Source organism: Coriobacteriia bacterium, from assembly GCA_031292615.1.
GTDB lineage: Bacteria > Actinomycetota > Coriobacteriia > Anaerosomatales > JAAXUF01 > JARLGT01.
Map to the genome: position 1 here is coordinate 1 of JARLGT010000075.1, position 7,905 is coordinate 7,905.

Annotated in this window: 8 protein-coding genes and 1 tRNA gene; 1 reads left to right on the forward strand and 8 read right to left on the reverse strand. The window is 65.9% G+C overall.

The genetic code is table 11. The annotated features are described in order from the left end of the window. Positions 1–281: 281 nt before the first annotated feature. On the reverse strand, positions 282–656 hold the full coding sequence (locus P4L93_06860; GenBank protein MDR3686657.1) for a hypothetical protein: 375 nt from the start codon (positions 654–656) through the stop codon (positions 282–284). Between the two features lie 447 nt (positions 657–1,103). Here P4L93_06860 and P4L93_06865 point away from each other — a divergent pair, with 447 nt between their 5' ends. Continuing rightward, the gene (locus P4L93_06865; protein MDR3686658.1) at positions 1,104–1,904 is read left to right on the forward strand and encodes an SGNH/GDSL hydrolase family protein; all 801 of its coding nucleotides are present in this window, start codon (positions 1,104–1,106) and stop codon (positions 1,902–1,904) included. Positions 1,905–2,047: 143 nt separating this feature from the next. Here P4L93_06865 and P4L93_06870 read toward each other — a convergent pair. The 7 genes from P4L93_06870 to P4L93_06900 all read right to left on the reverse strand — a co-directional run. After that, positions 2,048–2,124 (reverse strand) — tRNA-Thr (locus tag P4L93_06870). Between the two features lie 11 nt (positions 2,125–2,135). Next, a complete protein-coding gene (locus P4L93_06875) occupies positions 2,136–3,389 on the reverse strand; it encodes a stage 0 sporulation family protein (protein MDR3686659.1) in 1,254 nt (417 codons plus the stop codon). Further along, positions 3,377–4,501, reverse strand: a complete 1,125-nt coding sequence (gene holB / locus P4L93_06880; GenBank protein MDR3686660.1) for a DNA polymerase III subunit delta' — start codon at positions 4,499–4,501, stop codon at positions 3,377–3,379. Before holB ends, P4L93_06875 begins: the two co-directional genes overlap by 13 nt. Then, the gene (gene tmk / locus P4L93_06885; GenBank protein ID MDR3686661.1) at positions 4,501–5,139 is read right to left on the reverse strand and encodes a dTMP kinase; all 639 of its coding nucleotides are present in this window, start codon (positions 5,137–5,139) and stop codon (positions 4,501–4,503) included. The genes holB and tmk overlap by 1 nt, the downstream gene beginning before the upstream one ends. Further along, complete coding sequence (locus P4L93_06890; protein MDR3686662.1) at positions 5,140–5,709, reverse strand: FumA C-terminus/TtdB family hydratase beta subunit; 570 nt, start codon at positions 5,707–5,709, stop codon at positions 5,140–5,142. Beyond that, entirely contained in the window at positions 5,702–7,240 is a 1,539-nt protein-coding gene (locus P4L93_06895) for an MFS transporter (protein ID MDR3686663.1), read from the reverse strand. The genes P4L93_06890 and P4L93_06895 overlap by 8 nt, the downstream gene beginning before the upstream one ends. Continuing rightward, the coding region (locus P4L93_06900; GenBank protein MDR3686664.1) for a fumarate hydratase at positions 7,237–7,905 on the reverse strand (669 nt) is incomplete at its 5' end. The genes P4L93_06900 and P4L93_06895, both read right to left, overlap by 4 nt.

Here is a 7,905-nt window from a genome sequence, read left to right on the forward strand (position 1 = left end):
CGGATCGCCGGTCTCATAACCAAGCCCCCCGGGAACTGGGTCGAGTCCCGGTGTCCCGGGAGTGGTGGAAGAATCGTCCAAAATCCTTGGAAACCCTTAGGATTCCTCTAGCATTGTGAGGCTGCGGCGGGGTGGGCGCAAGAGAGGGGACCGACCCGTTTCCACGAGTCGATCCCCTCAAATCAATGCAACCGCGAATCGACCAGCACTACGACGTGCGCGCTAGCTCGGGTGGTCATTTTCCTCAGCCCCCAAGCGGCCCAGAGGTATGCCGCCGGCGTTTACTTCTTGCGCGTGAACGTGAGCGGCGTACTGCCCATCCCAGTGATCAAGCCTTTGAACTGGTCGTTCGAAACCCACTCCACAGACATGGTGGAGTTGGTGGAAGCGCCGTTCAACGTCGTCGTCAGGGTCAGCGTATTGCCCGAGAGCGAGTACTTTGCCGTCGTGTTCTGCGCGCTGCCGCCAGCACTCTGAATCAGCTTGCCATCCTGAGTGAACTGCCACGTGGGGCCGGCGCTCGTGGGCTGGCCCGTCGTGGAGATTGACCAAGTGCCTATCAGCGGGCTGCTCTGCGATTGGCAGGCCGTAAGGCCCAGTAAGCAGACCAGCGCAAAGATCAGTGCGATTGAGGCGATCAAGTTGGTGCGTCGCAAGATGTGTTCCTCCGTGACCAGGTTGTGCCCTCGAGGGCTGCTTCGGGGCAAAGGATACCGCACGCGCACGCAGCCCGGAAGCAAGCACTCGTGCCTCCAGCTTGGGGCCGCTCAATTCCTAACACACTCCAAACATGCCGCACATCCATTCTCAGTACGACGGAGGGACAATCACAGTGTCGCGTGACGGCGGAATCACACGACGAACAGAGTCTTCTTCGTGAGTGTATAGAGCGCCCGCTGTGGCAGCGGCAGGGCACACCAGAGGAGCCGGCGAACCTGCCGGCCCTTTTGGCGTTCCGGGGCGCGAGCACAGACAGGGAATGAGAGAAGCCGGCGCCAGCCAGCGTGACGGCACGTGCGATGCTTCGAGGAATGTGCCTGCGAACGACGCGTGTGTTGGCTCGCTGGAGAGGACGCGACGTGGCGAACGCTCGAAGGACATTCGTGGCACCGGCGCGCGCTTTGGCGCTCGTGGCCCTCGCTACCCTCTTGGCCGTGGCCGCAACCGGCTGCTCATCGAAGACCACCCATCACGTGGCCGACAAGAACGCGCCCCGTGTGAACATTGTCTTCGTCGGGGACTCGATCACGAGTGGTAGCTATTTGGACCCTCGCCTGATGCCCCAGTTCCAGGGCGATGGAGCATCTCACTCCTTCGCTGCACGTTTGGCGTCGGAGCTGCCAACCAAGTATCCGGAGATACCGTGGGGGACGTTCACCAACGTAGCGGTCAATGGCACTACAAGCGTTCAATGGGCGAGCTGGGTGCATGGCCGAGTCGCGCCGCTACATCCCGACGTCGTGGTCCTCATGCTCGGCATCAACGACGCGATTGCGAACTACGAGGGCGGGAGCGAGTCCTACACCGACTTCACGAGGGCGTACGACTCTCTCGTCTCGCAGCTGACTTCGCTACGGAATAGCCGAGGGCGCCCCACCCGATTGATCGTCCTGACGCCTCCGTCCGCAACACCATCCCATGCGCCGAGCCACAACCTCACGGACGCACGAATGGCTCCCTACGTGGCGAGCGAGTGGGCCACGGCCCGTGCCCACGGCATCCCAGTGGTCGATATCTGGAACGCCTGGCGAGCCAAGCACTCTCAGGACGGGCCCGCTTTCGGTTCTCGCTACTACACCCCCGCCGATGGAATCCATCCCAACTCGCGGGGCCAGGCACTTATCTTCGACATGGTGGCGCCCGTGCTTCGAACCGTCGCGGCCGAGTCGGCGGCCGGGAAGTAGCCGGGGCCTGCGCTAGGCTGCCGACGAAGCAACGAGGTCGCCACCGCGGCAAGATGCGCGCCGAGAAGGGCAGTGCCGGCTCGACTCCGAACGGCTCAAGAAGAAAAACGGAGACCTCATCTGAGGTCCCCGCTGCAAGTTCGTGGAGCCGACGAGGGGATTCGAACCCCTGACCCCCGCATTACGAGTGCGGTGCTCTGGCCAGCTGAGCTACGTCGGCATATTCAATTCCTAAGCCGTGGGAGCGTCTCCGCTTCCCGCGCCGCCGCCCGAACCCGGACGACGCCTGCGACGCCTGCGACCCGGCTTTGCCGAGCCACCCTCCCCGCCCGCCTCGGCGGAGGGAGGTGCTTGCTGAGCAGCCGGCTTGGGAGCCGTCTGCTCGGGCACGGAGGAAGCAGCAGCTTCCGCTCCACCCGCGCCTCCGCGACCTCCTCGGCGACGACGCTTGCGCGCCGGGGCCTCGCCGGCCACCGCAGGTTCGGCGGCGGGTGCCACCGGACGCTGCCTGGGTTCTTCGCTTTTTGCGCCCTCGCCGCCACGTGGGCGACGCGGCTTGGGAGGAGCCGCGGTCATCACCGGAGACGGCTCGTTCTCCCGGTCCAGCGCGGCCAGCGCGAGCGCCATGCCCGTGCCGCCGGCCTCTTCAAGAACTTCCCTGCTCACCGAGCAGGGACAGGTCCCGCCCTTGCAGCACTCCATGCCCTTGAGTGGGACGCTGAAGCGCATCCCGTCCTCGAGACGCATGCCCACCGTCTCGTGCGGGGTGTTGAGCTCGGAAACCTTCGCCAAGCCCAACGGTGTCTCGACGATCGCACCCTTTTTGGGCGCCCTTTGCTTGTAGTCCTTGTAGGCTTCGAACTCATAGCGCAAACAGCACATGAGTCTGCCGCAGAGTCCCGAGATTTTCAAGGGGTTTAGCGGCAGGTCTTGTTCTTTTGCCATTCGAATAGACACAGGCTGGAACTCGCCGCCGAAACGAACGCAGCAAAGCTGCTCGCCGCAGTGGCCAAGACCGCCGATCATGCGTGCCTCGTCGCGCACGCCCACCTGGCGCATGTCGATGCGCGCCTTGAAGCGACTGGCGAGATCCTTGACGAGGTCGCGGAAGTCCACCCGCTCCTCGGCGACGAAGTAGAAGACCACCTTGTCGCCGGAGAACAGGTACTCGACGTCGATGGGCTTCATGTCGAGCTTGTAGCTGTGCACGAGGTCGCGAAAGACCGGCATCGCTTCGCGCTCACGCTCGGTGAGTTCGTCGACGAAGGCTAGGTCATCTGCGGTGGCCACACGAAGAATCGGCTTGAGCGGTGCGGGAAGATCGGACGCCGCGACCTCGTGGGGCGCTTGTGCGACAAGACCGATCTCGGTACCGCGTTCTGTCTCAACGATCACGGTGTCGCCCTCGACGGGTGTGGTCCCGATAGGATCGAACCACAGTGTCTTGGGGGCGAACCGGAGTTTGACTCCCACTACCGTGGGCATAGCAACACCTCTCGAATATCGAAAAGCATGGCCTCGATGGCCAGCTGGGGGCTCACATTATACGTAATGCGGCGCCGGGCCTCGTTTACGGCCTGCAAAGCGCTCGCTGCGGACGACGAAGTGATGACCGCGCCTATCTCGGCGACGGAGTCTTTCGCGTCGGTGTTGATCGCTAGATCGCCGACGCCTTGGGATAGTACCAAGCAATCCCTCAGCCAGCTCTCGGCAACATTGAGAACTTCGCCTATGCCTTCGCGCTCGCGCGACGTCAGCTCGCGCTTGTGCCGCTCCTCCAGGGCCTTGCCGCCGCTGCGTCCCATGAAGTCGGCACGGTCGAGTGCCTCGGCGGCCTGCGCGGCCTTCACGTCCTCCAGCGGCGCCTTGACTGCAGCCAACAACGCCTTTGCACTGCGCAGCACCTCGAGCTCGTCGGCGCACGGCAGCGAGCCGAGCGTGCGCAGGATCAGCGCGCGGGCTTCTCGGCGTGGAGGGCTGGCGAGGAAGTCGCGGGCACGCGCCACCACGCCACCGGCGGCCGCGAGCGCCTCGGCGGCCTCATCGCGCTCGGCGCCGGTCTCGGAGACCAGCAGACCGATCGCCTCGCCATCGGGGATGCGTCGAAAGCGGACGACCTGGCAGCGCGAGGCGATAGTGGGCAACACGGCGTCAAAGCTGTGCGACATCAGGATGATGACCACATCGCCCGGCGGCTCTTCGAGCGTCTTGAGGAAGGCGTTGGCCGCCGAGTCGTTGAACAGGTCGGCGTCAGACACGATGTAGACCTTGTGGCTGCCGTCGACCGGCGAGAGGTTCACGTCGCGGATGATGTCGCGAACCTGCTCGGCGAGGTAGCCTGCCGCGCCCTCGGGCCGGATGAGGTGCACGTCCGGATGCCCGCCGCGCTTCACGCGATGACACGCCGAGCACACCCCGCACCCGCCGTCGTCGCACAAGACCGCACAGGCCAGCGCGCGGGCCGCCGTGGCCTTGCCCGCACCCGGAGGGCCAACGAACAGGTAGGCGTGGCTCACGCCGTCTGAGGAGGTCGCCGTCCGCAGGAACGATGCGACGCGATCCTGACCAACCATGTCGTCGAAGACGCAGTGAGGCACTACAGCACCTCGGCAAGCTGCGGAATGTCGGCGAGTGCGGCCGCGACTCTCTCGGCGACGACGTCGCTCGGACCGCTGGCGTCAATCAAGCGCACCCGAGCGGGATGGCGCTCGGCGATCGCGAGAAAGCCCTCGCGAACGGCTTGGTGGAATGCGAGGCCTTCGCCCTCGAGGCGATCGGCGCCATGACGCGTTGCGCGCTGGATGCCGAGAACCGGATCGATGTCGAGCACCAGGGTGCGATCGGGCATCAGCCCGCTGGTCGCGGTCAGGTTGAGCTCGGAGATGCGTTCGAGCGACAGACCGCGGGCGTAGCCCTGGTAGGCGGTCGTGGAGTCGTAGAAGCGATCGCAGATTACGATCTCGCCCGCTGCCAGCGCGGGCTCGATGACGTCGGCGACGAGTTGGGCTCGGCTGGCTTCGTAGAGCAGCAACTCGGCGGTGGCGTCCAGACCGGTGTGCTCGGGGTCGAGCAGCAGCGCGCGAACGGCCTCGCCAACCACCGTACCGCCCGGCTCGCGGAGCACTCGGACGGGCAGGCCAGCCGCCTCGAGCCGGCGCGCCAGCGTGCGCAGCTGCGTCGACTTGCCGCTGCCCTCGCCGCCCTCGAATGTGAGGAACACTCCCCGCTCGGCCATCTAGGCGCCACTCCGTTCGGCTCGCCACTCGGCGGGCGCTTGCGCATACAGGTTGTTACCCTCGACGTCGATGGCGACGAAGACCGGGAAATCGGCAAGCGTCATGCGCACCAAAGCCTCGGTGCCAAGGTCTTCCCAAGCAACAGGCTCGACAGCGGTGACGTGCCGCGCGAGAAGGGCAGCCGCTCCGCCGACGGCGGCGAAGTACACGCTGCCGGTCTCGATGCATGCCTGCCGGACCTCCTCGGAGCGATCGCCCTTGCCGATGGTCGCGACGATGCCCGCTCGCAACAGCGCCGGTGTCGCAGCGTCCATCCGCTTGGCCGTCGTGGGGCCAACGGCGCCCACGGGACGACCTGCGGCCGCAGGCGTGGGGCCGGCGTAGAAGAGCGTCTGGCCGACAAGCCGGTGCGGCAGCTCGCCAGCTGCCAAGTGCGCCTCGAGCAGCCGCTCGTGACCGGCGTCGCGCGCCGTGTAGACCGGGCCGGAGAGAACCACCTCGTCGCCCGCCCGCAGCGAAGCGAGCGTGGCGCGCGCGACAGGGAGCTGGATGGCGATGGGCTCAGGCATCCGCGGGCTCCTCGGCCGGGCGGGTGGCATCCGCTGCGGGAGCGAGCGGTGCTGCGACCGTCGGGCTCCATCGCAGGGCGCGGAACGCGTAGACTGCGGCCCCCATTACGATGAGCGATGAGAGCTGAAGCGTGATGCGCGAGCCGGTCCAGTAGACGGTCTGGGTGGTGAGCTGGTGCTTCACCGCGAAGTCGTAGACGTACTTGCCGATGAGGTCGGCGATGGGCGCCATGACGATCATCGAGAGCAGTAGCGAGAGACGCTGCACGGATTCGAGCGCGGTGAAGACTCGGCCACGCAGCTCGTCGGATGTGGTTCGCACGACGTAGCCGTTTCCGGCGACGGAAAGCGTTGCGACGCAGGCGCCTGCCGCCATCGCGAACAAGCCCGCCACGCCGTACGTGGTCACGCTCGCAAATCCCAGCAGCGCCAGCCCGAACGCCATCACGCTGCCGCCAAACAGCCACTGGAGGCGAATGCGATGTTCGAAGCGCGGAATCGTGAGCGCACCAAACACCATGCCGAAGGCCATAAACACCAGCATGAACGTGGTGGGAGTCGCGGTGAGTTGTCTGAGCTGCTCGAAGCGGCTCGCAAACGGGAGAGCCCCGGAAAGGTTCTGTGTCACGTAGTTCGCCCCGACCGGGATGATGGTCGCGCCTCCAAGGATGGCCAGGCCGATCGTGATGATCAGGCTGCGCAGCTCGCGCTGCGAACCGAGGAACTTCAGCGAGTCGAAGACGTCCTTGCCGATCAACGACCAGCTCAGCGGCTCCTTCTTCCTCGGCGGCTGAGCCGTGACGACCATCGAGATGATCATGATCGCCGAGAACAGGAACGTGAACGAGTCCAAGATTACGCCCGCGCGAGCGCCTAGCAGCGCAGGGGCCAACGGGCCGACCAGAGCGTTGATCGTGGGAGGGCTGTTGTGCAACACCCACCGAACGACCGTCTCGTATACGCCGAGGATGCCAGCGGCGGCAGTCAGACCGATGATCATGCTGGCCTGGCCCGTTGTGTACGCCAGCCCGTTGGCAGCCGTGACATCGTCTTTGTCGACGAGGTACGGGATGAGCGAGTTGCGCGCCGGCCAGAAACACAGAGAGGTGGTCTCGAGTGCCAGCACGGCGAAGTAGACCTGCCACACGTTGCTCGCAAAGACGAGCGTAAGCGAGATAGCAGTCGCCGCCAGCTCGGTCCAGATCATGACCTTGCGCCGGTCGAAGCGGTCCACGCCCACGCCGATAAACGAGCTGAACACGAGCGCGGGGATGATCTTGGCCACCAGGATGCCAGCGACCGCGAACGAAGAGCCACCCGACATCGTGGTGACGAGCGGGATCAGGAAGCCGATGACCAGCCAGTCGCCGATTCCGCTGACGAACTGCCCGTACCACATGCGGCGGAAGTTCTTGTTCGCGAAGAGTCGCCGATACGCCCCGGAGCTTCCCTCGGGCTTGGACGGCTGCTCGTGCAGCGATACGCGCGGCGGAAGCGCGTCGGCGAAGCGTCCCTCGATGCTGTCGCTCACGCGTTCACCTCCACCGTCACCGTGCGCACCGCGCTGCAACCCATGTTGACCGCCACCGGTAGTGCCGCGATGTGGCAGGGCCCGGTAACGACGTGCACCGCCAGTGCGGTGGTGTCGCCGCCCAACCCGGCCGGGCCAATTCCGAGGTCGTTGATCGCCGAGAAGAGCTCGGCCTCGAACTCGGCAAGCTTCGGGTCGCTTGGCGCCGTGCCGATGGGACGCAAGAGCGCCTTCTTGGCCAGACCGCCGACCTTGTCAAAGGTCGCGCCCACGCCCACGCCAACGAGGAGCGGCGGGCAAGCGCCGGTCGCCTTGGCCTCGACGGTCTCGAGCACGATGCGCTTGACGCCAGCCATCCCCGCGCCCGGCGGCAGCATCTCGACGCGGCTCGCGTTGTCGCTCCCGCCGCCTTTGAGCATGACGTGAACGGTCGCGCCGGTGCCCGGACGGGCGCCCAGCGCGATGTCGACGAAGGCCGGCGTGTTGTCGCCCGTGTTTGCGCGGTCGAGTAGCGCGTCGCGAACCACGCTCATGCGCAGCTTCGCATCGCGGAACGCCTGCGCGACCGCGACGTCGACGGCACTCTGAAGGTCACCGCAGACGCACTCCTGCTCGCCCAGCTCGACGCGCACCCAGACGGTGCCCGTGTCTTGGCACAACGGGAC